Annotated in this window: 14 protein-coding genes; 5 read left to right on the plus strand and 9 right to left on the minus strand. The window is 73.8% G+C overall.

The features are described from left to right. Positions 1 to 205 precede the first annotated feature (205 nt). Together ACWEN6_RS14385 and ACWEN6_RS14390 are read right to left on the minus strand one after the other, a co-directional pair. Complete coding sequence (locus ACWEN6_RS14385; protein WP_354843225.1) at positions 206 to 646, minus strand: SAV_6107 family HEPN domain-containing protein; 441 nt, start codon at positions 644 to 646, stop codon at positions 206 to 208. 614 nt (positions 647 to 1,260) lie between these two features. After that, positions 1,261 to 2,238 (minus strand): helix-turn-helix transcriptional regulator, encoded by a 978-nt coding sequence (locus ACWEN6_RS14390; protein ID WP_452570610.1) that lies wholly within the window; start codon positions 2,236 to 2,238, stop codon positions 1,261 to 1,263. A 63-nt stretch (positions 2,239 to 2,301) separates the two neighbouring features. Here ACWEN6_RS14390 and ACWEN6_RS14395 point away from each other — a divergent pair, with 63 nt between their 5' ends. Beyond that, complete coding sequence (locus ACWEN6_RS14395; RefSeq protein WP_452570611.1) at positions 2,302 to 3,474, plus strand: epoxide hydrolase family protein; 1,173 nt, start codon at positions 2,302 to 2,304, stop codon at positions 3,472 to 3,474. Here the strand turns inward: ACWEN6_RS14395 and ACWEN6_RS14400 are convergent. After that, on the minus strand, positions 3,452 to 4,333 hold the full coding sequence (locus tag ACWEN6_RS14400) for a L,D-transpeptidase family protein (RefSeq protein ID WP_452570612.1): 882 nt from the start codon (positions 4,331 to 4,333) through the stop codon (positions 3,452 to 3,454). The two genes, ACWEN6_RS14395 and ACWEN6_RS14400, sit on opposite strands and share 23 nt — an antisense overlap. A 129-nt stretch (positions 4,334 to 4,462) precedes the next feature. Between ACWEN6_RS14400 and ACWEN6_RS14405 the strand changes: the two genes are divergently transcribed. Further along, positions 4,463 to 4,939 (plus strand): YbaK/EbsC family protein, encoded by a 477-nt coding sequence (locus ACWEN6_RS14405; RefSeq protein WP_452570613.1) that lies wholly within the window; start codon positions 4,463 to 4,465, stop codon positions 4,937 to 4,939. Between the two features lie 40 nt (positions 4,940 to 4,979). Beyond that, a complete protein-coding gene (locus ACWEN6_RS14410; RefSeq protein ID WP_354843240.1) occupies positions 4,980 to 5,534 on the plus strand; it encodes a GNAT family N-acetyltransferase in 555 nt (184 codons plus the stop codon). A 14-nt stretch (positions 5,535 to 5,548) separates the two neighbouring features. On the opposite strand, the gene ACWEN6_RS14415 is transcribed toward ACWEN6_RS14410, so the two are convergent. The 5 genes from ACWEN6_RS14415 to ACWEN6_RS14435 all read right to left on the minus strand — a co-directional run bounded on the left by ACWEN6_RS14415 (position 5,549) and on the right by ACWEN6_RS14435 (position 10,688). Further along, complete coding sequence (locus ACWEN6_RS14415) at positions 5,549 to 6,283, minus strand: sensor histidine kinase (RefSeq protein ID WP_452570614.1); 735 nt, start codon at positions 6,281 to 6,283, stop codon at positions 5,549 to 5,551. Between the two features lie 100 nt (positions 6,284 to 6,383). Beyond that, positions 6,384 to 7,628, minus strand: coding sequence for an NAD(P)/FAD-dependent oxidoreductase (locus ACWEN6_RS14420; RefSeq protein WP_452570615.1), 1,245 nt, complete (start codon positions 7,626 to 7,628; stop codon positions 6,384 to 6,386). Between the two features lie 150 nt (positions 7,629 to 7,778). Further along, the gene (locus tag ACWEN6_RS14425; RefSeq protein WP_452570616.1) at positions 7,779 to 9,404 is read right to left on the minus strand and encodes a PucR family transcriptional regulator; all 1,626 of its coding nucleotides are present in this window, start codon (positions 9,402 to 9,404) and stop codon (positions 7,779 to 7,781) included. Positions 9,405 to 9,458: 54 nt separating this feature from the next. Continuing rightward, the gene (locus tag ACWEN6_RS14430; protein ID WP_354924990.1) at positions 9,459 to 9,800 is read right to left on the minus strand and encodes a TraR/DksA family transcriptional regulator; all 342 of its coding nucleotides are present in this window, start codon (positions 9,798 to 9,800) and stop codon (positions 9,459 to 9,461) included. Between the two features lie 558 nt (positions 9,801 to 10,358). Next, the gene (locus tag ACWEN6_RS14435; protein ID WP_452570617.1) at positions 10,359 to 10,688 is read right to left on the minus strand and encodes a hypothetical protein; all 330 of its coding nucleotides are present in this window, start codon (positions 10,686 to 10,688) and stop codon (positions 10,359 to 10,361) included. Positions 10,689 to 10,888: 200 nt separating this feature from the next. Between ACWEN6_RS14435 and ACWEN6_RS14440 the strand changes: the two genes are divergently transcribed. Next, positions 10,889 to 11,413 carry a hypothetical protein gene (locus ACWEN6_RS14440; RefSeq protein WP_452570618.1) on the plus strand — a complete coding sequence of 175 codons (525 nt, stop codon included), beginning with the start codon at positions 10,889 to 10,891 and terminating at the stop codon, positions 11,411 to 11,413. A gap of 35 nt (positions 11,414 to 11,448) precedes the next feature. Then, positions 11,449 to 13,704, plus strand: a complete 2,256-nt coding sequence (gene secD / locus ACWEN6_RS14445; RefSeq protein ID WP_452570619.1) for a protein translocase subunit SecD — start codon at positions 11,449 to 11,451, stop codon at positions 13,702 to 13,704. Between the two features lie 82 nt (positions 13,705 to 13,786). Here secD and metF read toward each other — a convergent pair whose 3' ends face one another. Further along, on the minus strand, positions 13,787 to 14,719 hold the full coding sequence (gene metF / locus ACWEN6_RS14450) for a methylenetetrahydrofolate reductase [NAD(P)H] (protein WP_452570620.1): 933 nt from the start codon (positions 14,717 to 14,719) through the stop codon (positions 13,787 to 13,789). Positions 14,720 to 15,040: the final 321 nt, after the last annotated feature.

The following is a 15,040-nucleotide window of genomic DNA, read 5'->3' on the forward strand; positions in this document are numbered from 1 at the left end:
GCGCCATCCCGACTGTGCCGCGGTCGGCACCCACCGGCTCCACCGCACGACCGGACGCGACCTCGGCCAACAGACCGTGCTCGCCCCACCGCCGGCCGCCACCCGTCCGGGTCGGCCGACCCGTCGTCGCCCGGCTCGCGCCGGATCCGGGACCCGGCCGTCCGGCGATGTGGGGCACCCGGTCTCTCGCCGGGCACGGGGGCGGTCAGCCTGCCAAGGGGGCCTTCACGGGGAGGGCGGACTGGCCGGGGAGGCCCAGGATGTCTTCGACGACGCCGACGAAGGTGTCGGCCTCGGTGATCAGTTCGTCGGCGTCGCGCGCCGACACCACGCGGACCATGCCGGCCTCGGCGGCCGCCCGCTTGCGGGCGCTCTCGGCGAAGTACGCCGCCCAGCGGGCGAGCCTGGGCTCGGCCTCGGGCAGCAGCTCCCACGCGCTGCGCAGCCGGCGCCTGCGGCCGTCCATCGGCCGGGGCAGCGCCGCGAGGATCGCGGCCGCCGCGCGCAGCGCCGCGAGATGGGCCGAGACGTAACGCTCGGCGGGAGTGCGGGCCGCCGCGGCGTCCGCAAGGCAGGAATGCGCGTCGGTGAGGTGTGCGCGCACCGTCTGTGAAACCCGGGGACCTTCTCCGGACTCTCGAGTCATGCCACCCTCCTCGGGGTCATGGCTCCGGCGGTGACCGCCGGTGATAACACGGTCGCAGACGCCACCGACAATTCCGGTGGTCCGCTGGTCATGGTCACGGACGCTCGCTTCCTCGCTCCCTCGCCGTGGCACGCCGGACGTGCCGCGGGTGCCGCGCTTCCTGTGCCAGCCCTCCGCTCGTGATCGCCCGACGTTCCGGTGCTCGGACGGCCCCCCACCGGCCTCGTGTGACGGCGGCCGTCCGCCCGGCCGCAGCGCCTCCCCTGGGTGCCGCCGCCGATGTGGTGAGGTGGGCGCCCCATGGAGGTGGCGCCCGCTCGGGCCGGACGAGGAGCTTCCCCTCTCCCCGTCCGGCCGTTTCGGTTCGCGTGGAGGGGCCGCCGCGGACGGCACCTCCAGCCGGATGGTGGGGGTGGGCCGCGAGTCCCACCCCCACTGTGTCGAACATAAATTCGATGACGCGCTATGTCAAGCATCTCACGAACACAAGTTCGATCATGTGGTCAACCAGCGGTTCGAACACGAGGCCGGAGCCGGACCGCGCTCCGGCCGCGCCCCCGGTCCGCCGGCCCCCACAACGCAGGCCCTGTGGTGCTCGCGGAAACGAACCCCCTTCAGCCGGAACCCGGGTCCGACATGGTCGCGGCCCGGTCGAGGCGGTCGCGGACCTCGCGCAGCACCGGGACCAGCTCCGGCGGATCCAGCACCTCGAATTCGAACCCCTTCACCGCCACGTGCACCGCCAGCTCGCGCAGCGAGTTCGATCCCGCCGTGAACAGGCAGGTGCGCGCGTCCACGGCCTCCAGCCGTCCAGCGCCGGGCGACGTGCGCGGCGCCACCGCCTCCAGCGGGGCGTGGAAGAGGACGCGGGCCTGGTAGGTGTACGGCGCCGAGGTGATGGCGTGCCGGACGTAGGCGGCCGCGTCCTCCTCGGGCGGCGTGCGCGGCATGAATCGCGCCCCCGGCGGCCCGAGCGGCTGCTCGATCCGGTCGACCCGGAAGGTACGCCAGTCCCCCTTGGCCACGTCCCACGCGACCAGGTACCACCGGCGCGGGGTGTGCACCAGCCGGTGCGGCTCGACCTCGCGCGCGGTGACGCCGTCGCGCCCCCGGTAGCGCAGCCGCACCCCGCGCCGGTCGCGGCACGCGGCGGCGATCGCGGTCAGCAGGTCGGCGCCGACCCCCGGACCGGCCGCTCCGGGCAGCGCCACGGTCGCCGCGCGGAACGCCTCCACCCGGTGCCGCAGCCGGGAGGGCAGGAGCTGCTGGAGCTTGACCAGCGCCCGCACCGCGGCCTCCTCCAGGCCGGCGACGCTGCCCGTCGCGGCCGTACGCAGGCTGATCGCCACCGCCACGGCCTCCTCGTCGTCGAGCAGCAGCGGCGGCAACGCGGCCCCCACCCCGAGCCGGTACCCGCCGGCCACCCCCGGGGTGGCGTCCACCGGATAGCCCAGCTCACGCAGCCGTTCGACGTCGCGCCGCACGGTACGCAGGCCGACCTCCAGCCGGCCCGCGAGTTCGGCGCCGGTCCAGTCCGTACGTGCCTGCAGGAGCGACAGCAGGCGCAGCAGCCGCGCGGAGGTCTCCAACATGGGCACCATTGTGGCCACCATTGGTGCCTGAAGCTGACACCAATGGCCAATACCGTGACCGGCATGACGAACGAGATCCAGCCTTACCGCGTCCAGATCCCGCAGGCCGACCTCGAGGACCTGTACGAACGGTTGCGCCGTACCCGCTGGGCCCCCGAACTGCCCGGAACCGGATGGGAGCGCGGCGTGCCGACCCGCTACCTGCGGGAGCTCGCCACCTACTGGGCCGACGGCTTCGACTGGCACGCCCAGGAGGCGGTGCTCAACGCGTACCCGCAGTTCACCACCACCGTGGACGGCGCGCAGGTGCACTTCCTGCACGTACGCTCCTCCGAGCCCGACGCCACCCCGCTCCTGCTGCTGCACGGCTGGCCCGGCTCGGTCGTCGAGTTCCTCGACCTCATCGGCCCGCTCACCGACCCCGCGGCCCACGGCGGTGAGGCCGCCGAAGCCTTCCACCTGGTGATCCCGTCGCTGCCGGGGTATGGCTTCTCCGGCACGCTGCCCGGCACCGGCTGGACGGACGGCCGCACCGCCGCGGCGCTGGTGGAGCTGATGTCCAGGCTCGGCTACGACCGGTACGGCGTGCAGGGCGGCGACGTCAGCGCGTTCATCGCTCCGCTGGTGGGACGTGCCGCGCCGGAAAGTGTCATCGGCGTGCACGTCAACGGCCTGCTCACGTTCCCCGGCGGCGATCCGGCGATCATGGGTTCGCTGACCGAGGCCGAACGTGCGCGGCTGGCCGGGATGAAGGACTGGCAGGCGAAGCTGGGCGCGTACATGCAGGTCCAGGGCACGCGCCCGCAGACGGTCGCGGCCGCGCTACACGACTCCCCCGCCGGTCAGCTCGCGTGGATCGTGGAGAAGTTCAAGGACTGGACGGACCCGGCCGCCGAGCTCCCCGAGGACGCGGTGGACCGGGACCGGATCCTCACCGACGTGAGCATCTACTGGTTCACCGGCACCGCGGGCTCGGCGGCGCACACCTACTACGAGCGGTTCAACGACTTCACCATGTGGGCGCCGAAGGAGCGCGGGACGGTGCCGACCGCGGTCGCGGTGTTCCCCACGGACTTCTCGGTTCGCCCGCTGGCCGACCAGGCGCACAACGTGGTGCGCTGGTCGCAGTTCGAGCGGGGCGGCCACTTCGCGGCCCTGGAGACCCCCGACCTGATGATCGCCGACCTCCGGGCGTTCTTCCGTAGCCTGGGCGTCAGCGCTGGAAGCGGCCTCTGACGTGGACGGGGACGCCGGCGCCGAGCAGGCCGGGGAGGATCTGGGCGACGTGCATCGGCAGGCGCACGCACCCGTGGGAGGCCGGGTAGAGCGGGACCGACAGCGCGCCGTGCAGGGCGATGCCGCCGTTGAAGAAGATCGGGTTGTAGAGCTGCCCGAGGTAGGACGTGTGCCACCCGGACGCGCGCCAGGTGGTCTTGAAGTCTCCCGTGGGGGTGCGGGCGCTGCCGCAGAACCGCTGCGTCTTGCCCTGCCAGGTGGCCGTCTCGCAGTAGGGGATGCCGCTGCCGGAGGAGACGTGGGTGATCAGCCGCACCTGGCCGCCGCGGTACAGGACGGCGACCTGCCGGGTGAGGTCGATCTCCACGCGGTCGGGCCTGCCGTTCGGGATCAGCACGCGGGGCGCCCGGGGGCTTTCCAGCGCCCGCCAGGTGCGGGCGGTGATCGTGCTGGTGGGCTTGATGCCCTGGATCTTCTGGAAGGCCCACACCGCGGACTGGGTGGTGCCGCCGTACCTGGAGTCGATCTTGCCGGGGACGTAGCCGAGCTCGCTCAGGCGGTTCTGCAGTTCCTTGACCGCGGCGCCCTTGGCGCCGAGCCTCAGCGTGCGGTGGGGCGCCGCGAAGGCCCTGACCGCGCCGGCGGCACCCGCGCGGACCACGCCGGTGACGCCCGGCACCGCGCCCGTGACCGCACCGGGGACACCGGCCTGCGTCGTCGTGGCGGTGAGCGCCGTGAGCGCCGCGCGCGGGGGTGTCGCGCCGGCGGCCGCCCACGCGCCCGGCATCCCGCCGCCCGAGACCAGCACGGCACCCGCGGTCAGCACCGCCGCGACCGTGAGCCGCCTCCCAGCCGTCATGTCAGGACTCCCCTCCGTCAGCACCACGTCCGGTTCACGGGACCCTAGCGCATCGATCATGCCCGACCCCGTACGGTCACAGAGATGTAATCGATCGCCGACGCCGGTCAACCTGTTTAGAGTGTCCGCGTGCCCGAAAAGTTGCATCCGAGCGTCACCAAGGTGACCGACGCCCTCCGCGAGGCCGGCGCCACCGGCGAGGTCGTCGTCCTGACCGATCCGGCGCCGACGGCCGCCGCAGCCGCCGCCCAGCTGGGGTGCGAGGTCGGGGCCATCGCCAACAGCCTGGTCTTCGACGCCGACGGCGAGCCGCTGCTGGTGCTCACCAGCGGCGCCCACCGGGTGGACACCGCCCTGATCGCCGGCCTGGTCGGCGCGGCGAAGGTGAGGCGCGCCACGCCCGACTTCGTGAAGGCCGCCACCGGCCAGGCGATCGGCGGGGTCGCCCCTGTGGGCCACCCCGCGCCGATCCGCACGCTGGTCGACACCTGGCTCGCCGAACACGAGGTCGTGTGGGCCGCGGCCGGCCACGTGCACACGGTCTTCCCCACGACCTACGACGAGCTGCTGCGCATGACCGGAGGCGCGCCGACCGAGGTCGAGTGACCTCGGCGCGGCCGATCGCCGTGCTGCTAGTGTGCGAGAAGTGATCGAACTGCGACACGCCGGTCCGCAGGAGTTCGCCGCCTCGCTGGACACCGTGATCGACATCTACACGGTGGCGATGCGCCCGCCGGGCGACCAGCTCTCGGGCCGGCAGAGCATCATGCGCAACCACGCGACCTACCCCGACTTCACCTGCCTGCTGGCCGAGACCACCGACGGCCGCGTCGTCGGCTTCGGGTACGGCTTCCACGGCTCGCCCGGGCAGTGGTGGCACGACGTGGTGCGCCGCGCCCTGGAAGAGCGCGAGGGGCCGGCGCGGGCCGCGGCGTGGTTCGAGAACGCCCTGGAGATCGCCGAGATCCACGTGCGCCCCGAGTACCAGGGCAAGGGCGTCGGCCGCCGGCTGGTCCACGGCCTGTGCGCGGGCCGCGGCGAGCGCACCGCGGTGATGTCCACCCACGACCAGCCCACGGCCGCGCGGCATCTCTACCGGCGGCTGGGCTTCATCGACCTGATCGGCATGTACGTCTTCCCGGGCGGCTACGAGCGGTACGCCATCGTCGGCAGCACGCTGCCGCTGCGCCCGATCACCTGACCCCGTCGCCCGGGTCAGGTCAGGGACGGCAGACGCAGGGTGAAGCACGCGCCGCCGCAGGCGGTCTGGCGGACCTCGAGACCTCCCCGGTGGGCCACGGCGATCTCGCGCGCGATGGCCAGGCCGAGTCCTGCGCCTCCCTGGTCCCGGCCGCGGGCGCTGTCGGTGCGCCTGAACTGCTCGAAGATCCGTTCCCTGTCCGCCTCCGCGACACCCTTGCCGTCGTCGATGACCATCAGTTCGGCGTGAGCTCCGTCGTGGTGGACCTCGACCCGTACGCCGTGGGTCGCGTGCCGCTGGGCGTTGTCCAGCAGACCGTTGATGACGCGGACGATCTGGAGGGGGGCGACCCTGACGACGACGCCGGGCGTCAGCCGCGGCCGGACCGGAAGGCGATCGGACCGGCGCTGGAGGACGCGGCGGACCAGGTCGGACAGGTCGACGTCTTCGTATTGCTCGGTCCTGCCCGACCGCACGCTCGCCAAAGCCAGCAGATCGTCCACGATCGACTCCAGGCGGTCGACGCTTCTCAGCGCCCGTATGACGAGCTCGTGGAAATCGGTCTGCTCAGGATGCATGAGAGCTTCCTCGAGTTCCACCCGCAGGCCGGCCACCGGCGTCCGGAGCTCGTGCGAGGCGTCGGCGACGAACTGACGTCGCCATGCCTGCGCGGCCTGCCAGGCCGCCGTGGCGCTGAGCGGCGAGGGGTCATCAGAGGACCGGACGCCGTCCCTGGCGTGATCGGCCACGCACCTCCTGTGAGATCCGGACCTGTCAGGAACCATCTCGTGCTTCTCCTCCCGGGTTCTGCGACATCCGCCGGGCCGTATGGTTGGTGTGCGGCCCGCGTCAGCGGAGGGGGTCGAGGTCGGCCAGCGCGGCGGGCTGCTTGCCGGTGGTGATCTGCTCGGCCAGCAGCCTGCCCGTGATCGGGCCGTGGGCCAGGCCCCACATGCCGTGGCCTCCCGCCACGTAGACGGTGGGAGCCGCCGTCGCGCCGATGAGCGGCCGTCCGTCCGGGGTGACGGGGCGGGGCCCCACCCAGGCGTCGGTGCGCTCCTCCCAGTGCACGCCCCGCAGGAGCGGCCTGGCGGAGGCGATGATGGCCTCCAGCCGGGCGGGCACCGGCGGGGCGTCCGGGTCGCGGAACTCCATGGTGCCCGCCACCCGAAGCCCGTCGCGGTACGGGGTGCACGCCACCCGCTCCCCGGGCAGGTAGATGGGGCCGGGGACAGGATGGTCGACCGGCACGGTGAAGGAGTACCCGCGGCCGGCCCGCACCGGGACGCGCACACCCCACTGCCGGGCCAGACGGGGCAGCCAGGCGCCGGTGGCCAGCACCACGGCGTCGGCGGACAGCACAGTGCCCGTGGCCGAGCGGACGGTCGTCTTCCGGGCGTCGGTGCGCACCTCGTCGACCTCGGCGGCGTACATGGTCGCGCCACGTCGCACGACGGCCTCCCCCAGGGCCTGCACGAACGCGCCCGGGTCGAGGTAGCGCTGGCCGTCGATTCGCACCCCCGCCGTCAGCGCCCCGCCGGCGAGGGGGACGTGCTCGGCCAGCCGGCCGCCGTCCAGCACGGTGTGCTCGACCCGCTGCCCCGCCGCCTCCAGCCTGCGCAGCTCGCGCAGCAGGCTCTCGGCCTGACGTGGCGTGCGGAACGCCGCGGTGATCGGCGCCGCGATGACCGGGGCGGACACGCCGTTGGCGGCGAGCACCTCGTAGGCCTCGACGCATTCGTCGTTGAGCGGCAGGCCGGCGCGCGCGGCGCGGGTCCACGACCGCCAGTGGCTGTTGGCCGCGAAGCGGGCCAGGAAGCTCCACAGGCCCGGATCGAGGCTCGCGGGCACGTGCAGCGGCGCGGACGGGTTCAGCAGCGAGCGCAGACCGTAGCGCAGGACGGCGGGTTCGTTGAGCGGGACGGCCAGGCCCGGCGCGATCCAGCCGGCGTTGCCCCAGGACGCGCCGGCCGCCACGCCGCCGCGGTCGATCACGTCGACCTGGACGCCGCGCTCCTGCAGGAACCACGCGGTCGACAGACCCACGATGCCCGCGCCCACCACGATCACCGATCGCGTTCCGTTGCCCCCCATGCCGCCCTCCAACTCGCGCGAATGCCGATGTCACAGCCAGGATGGCCTGGGCGGCGGCCCGCGGCGTTGTGGGCGGACGACAATCGCGGCGCCGCCGTTGTGGACCCGGCACAACGCCGGCCCTCGGGACGGCGGCGGGCCCCGCGCAGATCAGCTTCGGGGCTCTTCCTCCACGGCGGCCAGCATGATGGTCATGGCCAGGCGCTGGTGGGCGTCGTAGAGGTCCAGCGGGCTGATCTCGCCCATCTTGCGCAGCCGGTTGCGGACGGTGTTGGGATGCACCGCGAGTCGCTCGGCGGCCAGGGTGAGGTCGCCCTGGCTTTCCAGCCAGGCCCGCAGCGTGGCGACGAAGCGCGTGCCGTGACGGGTGTCGTGCCGCAACAGCGTGCTCACCGGCCCGCGGGCCGGGGCCCGGCCGGTCCGCGCGGCCGCGCGCAGCCGCCGCAGCAGGATGTCGTCCCAGGACTCGTCGTAGGCGGGCGGGACGGCGTCCGGCTCGGCGCTCTCGTGCAGAGCCAGGCATTCGTCGGCTTCCTGGCGGCCGGCGGGCAGGTCCGCCGCCTCGGCGGGTGCGCCGATCCCGGCCCTGACGCGCACCCGGGCGGGCAGATCGCGGTGCAGGGCCGCGATCCACTGTCGGGCCGCCTCGGTCCGCTCGGCCGGCAGGATCGTGTAGAGGGTGTCGCCGAGCAGCGCGCTGCGCCCGGGCCGGGACCAGCCGAAACCGGTCGTGGCCCGTTCGAGGGCCAGCAGCAGTGCTGCGTGGCGATCGTCGGGGGTGTACGCGCGGACCGCGATGACGCGAATCGCCTGCGGGGCCAGGCCCAGCCGGCTGATCAGCGTCGCGGCGTCGGCGCTGCCCTCCAGCAGTCGGATGACCAGGTCGGACTCCACCTGACGCTCCAGGTCGGCGCTGGCCCGGGAGCGCAGCAGGTGCAGGGCGACGGTGCGCGCGCCGTCGGCCAGCGCCCGGCGGTGGGCGCCGGTCAGCGGGGCGGCGCAGCCGACCCACACCGAACCGAGCAGCTCGCGGCCGGCCCGCACCGCCACCGCCATCCGCCCGGTCAGGCCGTAGCGGGCATCGGCGGGGACGAACACCGGCTCGTCGGTCGCCGTCAGGCGGGCGAACACTTCCTGCCGCTCGAACAGCTCGCGCAGCCGTTCCGGGACCCGCCGTCCGAGGATGGTCTCCAGCCGGGCCGGATCTCCCGCCTGCTGGGAACGGGAATAGGCCAGCACCTGCGAGTGCCGGTCCTCGATGGTCACCGCGCCGCCGATGACGTCGGCCAGGTTGTCGGCCAGGGCGAACAGGTCGGTAGGGCCGCGCCCCGAGGCCGTCTCGCGGCTCTCCAACACCAACCCGTACACCATGCCGGCCAGTTGGCTCCAGGAGACGGCGGGGTCGGCCAGCAACACGGCCACGCCATACCGGTCGGCGATGGCGGCGGCCTCCCGCTCGACGTCCGCACCGCTCTCTCCGCCGCTCCCGCCGCCGCCGTTCCCGCCGCCGCCGTTCCCGCCGCCGCCGCTCTCGCGGCCGGTGCCGTTTCGGGCGGGGCGTACCAGGACCGCCGTGGCCTTGACCGCGGCCGCCCACCGCACCGCCTCGGCGAGCGAGGAGGTTCCGACGGCCAGAAGCACGTCGCCGGTGACGTGGTGGTCGGTGGCGTCCGGTATCGCCACGCTGCGCAGCCACGTCGAGCGCGCCTCGGGGTGTGCGTACAGCCGCACGCCGTACCCGCCGAGCACGTTCACCAGACGGTCCAATGTGATCACGGTCAGCTCCGGGTGGTCGGAAAGGGGGCGGAGGGCCCGCCCCCTTTCGTGGTGTCAGGCGGCCTCGTGCCGTCGCTGGCAGTCGATGCAGGTGCGTGCCAGCGGCCGTACCTTGAGCCGTTCGAACGGGATGGGCGTCTGGCAGTGGGCGCAGCGGCCGTAGGCGCCGGCCGCGAGTCTGTCGCACGCCTGGGACAGCTCGGCGACGGTGCGCTCGGCGGCGATGATCGACACGGCCAGTTCCTGCCAGGTGCCGTCGGCGCCGCTGCCGTCCTGCTCCTGGGCCCGCAGACCGCGCAGGTGCCGGCTGCGCTGCTCAAGCTGTTCCCGCAGCTCCTGGCGCAGCGACTGGAGCTGCACGCTGCTGAGATGTGATGCCGTACGACCGTCGGTCATGATCATGTGATCCTTTCCGTGATGGGTCGGGAAGACGTTGGGAAGGAGGCCTCGCGCGGGGCCACTTGTGCCTCGCGGCGCGTCCCCCGGCCGGGGGCGTCGCCGGTCGACACCGAGAACGAGCCGTCGCGGCGCGGTGGGCCGCGGCAGCGGCGGACGGCGCGAGGCCGGTCGCCAGGGCCGGTCGCCGGCACGGCCGCGTCAGGCCGAGGACCATGACGTGCTGCGGCGGGGCGCCGTGCCGTCCGGGAGCCGTGAGGTGGCGCCCCGGCCGGCGCGGCGGCGGCCCTTGGTGCGCCGCCGCCGATGACCGCGACGCCCCGGGCGCGCAGCGGCGGGCAGGCGGCGTGGCGAGCCCGCCGTCATGTCGGCGAGGCTCTCCAGCGCGTACCTGGCCGGTCCCACGCTGTGGTGCGGCTGAGCCGGAAGGTTCAGTGCGCGATGGCACGCCCGGGCCGGCGCCAGGGGAAACCTGGATGCGGGCCCGGGGATGCGTCGGGTGCTCGTCGCGGGACTCCGCGGCGCGCGTGGCCGCGGAGCCCGACGGGAAGGCGCCGGCTAGGTCAGCGGCGGGCTGCGCGATCCCGTGGTGAGATGCGCCAGTCGCTGCGGCTCGCGCAGCGTGTCCGTCTCCGGGCCCGGCGATGGCAGCAGCGCCAGATGGGCGAGTTCGCCGTGGCGTTCGCCGCGCGTGGGCGGCCACAGGGACCGCACGTGGTGCTCGCGGGCGCCGCTCACCTGCGGCGGAAGGCCGGACAGGTCGGCGTCCCACGCACCGGGCTTCCACTGCGGGCCGGAGGCCAGGCTCTGCGCGACCGCCGGGCCGCCACGGCCCGCCGTCCACGCGGCGCCGGCCAGCACCAGGGACAACAGAACCAGGCCCATCACGCCGGCGAACGCGATGGACCCTCGTGGAGTTCTCCACGGCCCCGTCATAGGGCCGACCATAGCCCACCCCATCGGAAAAAACATTTCCCGACATAGAAGGCATATCCCGGCGTCTTCGGTGTCGGCGCACCGGCGACGGCGTGGGGTACGGTGGCGGCCAGTACCCCCCCCGCGCCCCCCGTGTCCGGCCAGGAGGAGATGTGCGCAGCAGACTGCCCGCCATCCTGCTCCTGCTGTCGGCCTTCCTGCTGGGCCCCACGCCCGCCGGCGTCCATCCGCCGGCCACGGCGCCATCCGTCGCCGGCGCGGCCTCCATCACTGTGGCCCCACCCGCCGATACCGCGTCCACCACCACAGCGCCACCCGCCGGTACCGCGACCACCACCACAGCGCCACCCGCCGGTACCGCGACCACCACCACAGCGCCACCCGCCGGTACGGCGTCCACCACCGTCGCGTCCGTCACCGCCGCGGACACCGCCGAGGCGGCAGTCGCGGGGTGGGACAGCCCTGCGGTGCGGGCCGCACGGGACGCACCCCCGCCCCGGCTGCATCCGACCCGCCAGATGCCCGCGCCGCCGCTGTGGCTCGCCATGCCGCCGTCCAGCGGACAGCGGGACCCTGACGCGCGGCGCATCACCACGATCACCGGGCACCCCGGCGCGGCGCCGCAGCCGGCCGGGCGCCGTACTCCGGCACGGGCGCCCCCCTCCATGACGCGCTGACGTCCGTTCCTTTCCTTCAGCCCGTGGAGGCTCTCATGTCACGCGCGCCTTTCTGGCGCGCGGTGGCGACGTTCCTTCTGATCGCCACCGCCCTGCTACTCTCCGTCACAATACCGCCACGTCTGGGCCTGGACCTGCGCGGCGGCACGCAACTCGTCTTCGAGGCCCAGGACTCGCCCACGACCCGGGCCGACGCCGAGGCCACCGATCACGCCCTGGACGTGCTGCGCCGGCGCGCCGACGCGCTCGGCGTGGTCGACCCGACCCTGCTGCGTTCCGGCGAACGGCGCATCATCGTCGAACTTCCCGGCGTGCTCGACCCCCGCCAGGCCGCTAGCGTCATCGGCAGGACCGCCCAACTCGGCTTCCACCCGGTGCGGGGAGAAGCCGACGACGCCGGCGCCTCCGGGCAGGTCCTGGCCGACGAGGCCGGGCAGCGCCTGCGGCTCGGCCCCGTCATGATCTCCGGCGACGGGGTGACCGGCGCCGCCGCGCGCAGCGACCCGCAGCAAGGGCCGGGCTGGTTCGTCACGGTCGACTTCCGCGACGCCGGCGCCTGGCGGCGGCTGACCGGCGAGGCCGCCTGTCACAGCGCGGGCGACCCTCGGCGGCGTGTCGCCGTCGTCCTGGACAACAAGATCATCTCCTCTCCCCAGGTCGATGCGAGCGTGCCCTGCCAAGCCGGCATCGCCGGCGGTTCCACGCAGATCACCGGCTCCTTCACCCATCGGCAGGCGGACGATCTGGCCGTGTTGATCAAGGGTGGCGCCCTGCCCGTCCCGCTCACGCTGATCGAGCAGCGCACCGTCGGCCCCACGCTGGGCGCGCAGGCCATCGAGGCCGGCGCCAAGGCGGGGATCACCGGTGTCCTGCTCACCGCGCTCTTCATCGCCCTCACCTACCGGCTGCCAGGACTGATGGCCGCCGTCGCGCTCGCGGCATACGGGCTCATCTCCTACGCCGCCCTGCTCGCCCTCGGAGCGACCCTCACGCTGCCGGGTCTGGCCGGTTTCGTCCTGGCCATCGGCATGGCGGTCGACGCCAACGTCCTGGTGTTCGAACGCGCGCGGGAAGAGTACGGCCGCGCGCCGCGCCGCGGCCCGCGCGCCGCCCTGGACCGGGGATTCGCCAACGCGTGGAGCGCCATCTCCGATTCCGCCGTCACCACGCTCCTGGCCGCCGGGCTGTTGTTCTGGCTGGCCTCCGGGCCGGTGCGGGGGTTCGGCGTGACGCTGGCCATCGGCGTCCTGGCCTCGCTCGCCTCGGCCATGCTCATCACCCGTGTGCTGACCCATCTCCTCAACGGCAGGACCGGCACGCGGCTGTCGGCGTCGTCCGGGCTGGCGGCGCCGGGCCGAGTCAGAACCTGGATCACCCGGCGTGACCCGCGCCTCATGGCCGCGGGCCGACGGTGGCTGGTCGTGGCCGCCGCCACGGTCGCCGCGGCCACCGCCGGGCTCGTCCTGCACGGGCTGAACTACGGCGTCGAGTTCACCGGCGGCCGGATGATCGAGTTCGCGGCCGCGCAGCCGGTGAACATCGAAGCGGCGCGGCGGGCGGTGGCCGAGGCCGGCCATCCGGCGGCGAACGTGCAGGTCTCCGGGACCGCCGTGTCCGTGCGGGCCAGGCAGATCACCGCCGAGGAGGTCACCGCCGTCGAACGGGCGCTCGACGGCGCGCTCGGCGAGGTGACCAAGCAACGCGACGAGCTGATCGGCCCAAGTCTGGGCGACGAGCTGCGCCGCAACGCGCTCATCGCACTCGCCGTGGCGTTGGCCGCGCAACTGCTGTACCTGGCCGTCAGGTTCCGCTGGACGTTCGGCGCGGCCGCGGTGCTGGCCCTCGTCGTGGACGCCTGCGCGGTGCTGGGCCTGTTCGCCTGGCTGGGCAAGCCCATCGACGGGGTCTTCCTGGCCGCCATGCTGACCATCATCGGATATTCCATCAACGACAAGGTGGTGGTCTTCGACCGCGTACGCGAACTGTGGCGGACCCGGCGGCAGGAACGCTTCGCCGACGTCGTCAACACGGCGATCCTGCAGACCGTGCCACGTACCGTCAACACCGGCCTCGGCGCCCTGTTCATCCTCACCGCGCTGACCGTCTTCGGCGACGGCACCCTGCGCGACTTCGCCATCGCGCTCATCGTCGGCATCCTGGCCGGGACCGCGTCCTCCGCGCTCGTGGCCGGCCCCCTGGCGATCGAGCTCGAACGCTTCAGCAAGCGACCGCCGCCCGAGCCCGCCACACCGCGCCCGCGCCGTCGGCGGGGCACGGGCGCGGTCCTGTAGCCGGTGCCCGCCGTCCGGGGCCGCTCGCAGGCCCTGCCGGCCGGGTCCTCACCTCAGAAGGCGAACACCCGGGCGAGGGACACTAGCCGGCGGGGACGGGCTCCGGCGCGGGCGACAGCGCCTGGTAGACCTCGCGGGTCGCGCTCGACCGGTTGAAGGTGATGAAGTGGATGCCGGGCGCGCCCTCGTCGAGCAGGGTCTGGCACAGCTCGGCGGCGTGCTCGATGCCGAGACGCCGCACCGCGGCCGGGTCGTCGGCGACCGCCTCGAAACGCCGGGCCACATCGGCCGGGAACGGCGCCCCCGACAGCTTCTCGGACCGCGCGATCGTGCTGATCTGCGTGACCGGCATGATGCCCGGGATGATCGGCGTGTCGCACCCGGCGGCGGCCACCCGGTCGCGCAGGCGCAGGTAGTCGCCGGCGCTGAAGAACATCTGCGTGATGGCGTAGTCGGCGCCGGCCCGGCACTTGCGGACGAAGTAATCGACGTCGGACTCGACCGACGGCGACCTCGGGTGCCGGTACGGGAAGGCCGCCACGCCGACGCAGAAGTCGCCCGACTGGCGGATGAGGCGGACGAGATCCTCGGCGTAGGCGACGCCCTCGGGGTGCTTGACCCACTCGGCCAGCGGGTCGCGGCCGGGCGGGTCGCCCCGCACGGCGAGGATGTTGCGCACCCCCGCCCCGGCGAACCTGCCGACCAGGTGGCGCAGCTCGCGCACCGAGTGGTCGACGGCGGTGAAGTGGGCGACGGGCGTGAGCGTCGTCTCGTGGGCGAGCCGCTCGACGATCTCGACCGTGCGGTCGCGGGTGGAGCCGCCGGCGCCGTAGGTGACCGAGACGAACGTCGGGCGCAGCCGCTCGAGCTCGCGGATCGCGCGCCACAGCTGCCGCTCCCCCTCGTCGTTCTTCGGGGGCATGAACTCGAAGGAGAACGAGCGCCGCCCGGAGGCGAGCAGTTCCCGTACCGTCGGGACGCGGTCAGGACGGACGGATGGACGACCCAGAGCCATGGTGCCAAGGCTACAGGTCCGGACCGCCGCGCACCGATCGCCAACGTGCGGTGCGCGCGAGAGCCTTCGCGAGCGCGGAGGCCGCGCGGCCGGCGGACATCACCGGCATCGCTGGACCCAGGGACATCACCCAGGGACATCACAGGACCGAGGGACCCCACGACATCGCACAGACGCTCGACCGCCGGGCGTCGCGCGGGGCGGCGAGCGACGGGCATCGCACAGAGCGTGCGGCGCGTGCCACAGCCCCACACCGATCATCGCTCGCGTGTCGGGTTCCCTTCCGGTGCCGCGAACCGGTGTCGGCAGCTCAGCGGAGTG

The organism is Sphaerisporangium sp. NPDC004334 (assembly GCF_053602655.1).

Excerpts from the sequence above, each read along its gene's own strand:
- ACWEN6_RS14430 (WP_354924990.1), bottom strand. The coding sequence starts at position 9,800 with ATGACCGACGGTCGTACGGCATCACATCTCAGCAGCGTGCAGCTCCAG.
- metF (WP_452570620.1), bottom strand. The coding sequence starts at position 14,719 with ATGGCTCTGGGTCGTCCATCCGTCCGTCCTGACCGCGTCCCGACGGTA.
- ACWEN6_RS14395 (WP_452570611.1), top strand. The coding sequence starts at position 2,302 with ATGACGAACGAGATCCAGCCTTACCGCGTCCAGATCCCGCAGGCCGAC.
- ACWEN6_RS14420 (WP_452570615.1), bottom strand. The coding sequence starts at position 7,628 with ATGGGGGGCAACGGAACGCGATCGGTGATCGTGGTGGGCGCGGGCATC.
- ACWEN6_RS14400 (WP_452570612.1), bottom strand. The coding sequence starts at position 4,333 with ATGACGGCTGGGAGGCGGCTCACGGTCGCGGCGGTGCTGACCGCGGGT.
- ACWEN6_RS14390 (WP_452570610.1), bottom strand. The coding sequence starts at position 2,238 with ATGTTGGAGACCTCCGCGCGGCTGCTGCGCCTGCTGTCGCTCCTGCAG.
- secD (WP_452570619.1), top strand. The coding sequence starts at position 11,449 with ATGTCACGCGCGCCTTTCTGGCGCGCGGTGGCGACGTTCCTTCTGATC.
- ACWEN6_RS14385 (WP_354843225.1), bottom strand. The coding sequence starts at position 646 with ATGACTCGAGAGTCCGGAGAAGGTCCCCGGGTTTCACAGACGGTGCGC.